The following is a 623-nucleotide window of genomic DNA, read 5'->3' on the forward strand; positions in this document are numbered from 1 at the left end:
CTGGCTTCAGAATCACCGGCAGGCCGATCTCGGCGGCAGAGATTTCAACCTCCGCTGCATTCGCTGCTAAGCGATAAGCAGGTATTGGAATGCCGGCCTCCGCGAGGAGCTGACGTTGAGTAAATTTGTCGCAGCATTGTTCAATCGATGCGGGGTTCGGTCCCGGTAGATCGAAATGCAGGCAGAGCTTGCCAACTGTCGCGTAGATCGACTCGTCGTCGCCCGCAAAGCCAGTAATGCCAGCAATGTCATACGTCGCACGTAGCCGCGAACATTCGTGAATCAGCGCATCGAGATTGTCTGTATCGACACGGATTGTCTCGACACTTTCCGCCGCAAGGTAGTCATACCGAGCAGGATCAGCCGACAGGGTAATTGGATGGTAACCAAGACTCTGGGCCGCTTGGACGTATCGCAGACCAATTCCCCTATGACCTTCAACTAGGATAAGCGCTCTCGTTGCTCTTGGCATCCATTTCTCCATTGCGAGCTGCGGCGGTCCGGGCGTAAACAGGGTATTAGCCTCTTTCAGCGCGCCTGACCTCAGATTTAAGATGAACCTATAACCTTCAGGGACTTGCGCTCGCAAAGATTCTATAAATTTATTTGAAGCATTTGTTGCA

1 pseudogene is annotated in these 623 nt (G+C 52.8%); it reads right to left on the reverse strand.

The features are described 5' to 3' along the window. A pseudogene (locus EN808_RS35085) lies at positions 1–472 on the reverse strand (hypothetical protein); the annotation flags it as partial. Positions 473–623 lie beyond the last annotated feature (151 nt).

Origin of the sequence: Mesorhizobium sp. M8A.F.Ca.ET.165.01.1.1 (assembly GCF_004792065.1) — a bacterium.
Classification (GTDB): Bacteria; Pseudomonadota; Alphaproteobacteria; order Rhizobiales; family Rhizobiaceae; genus Mesorhizobium.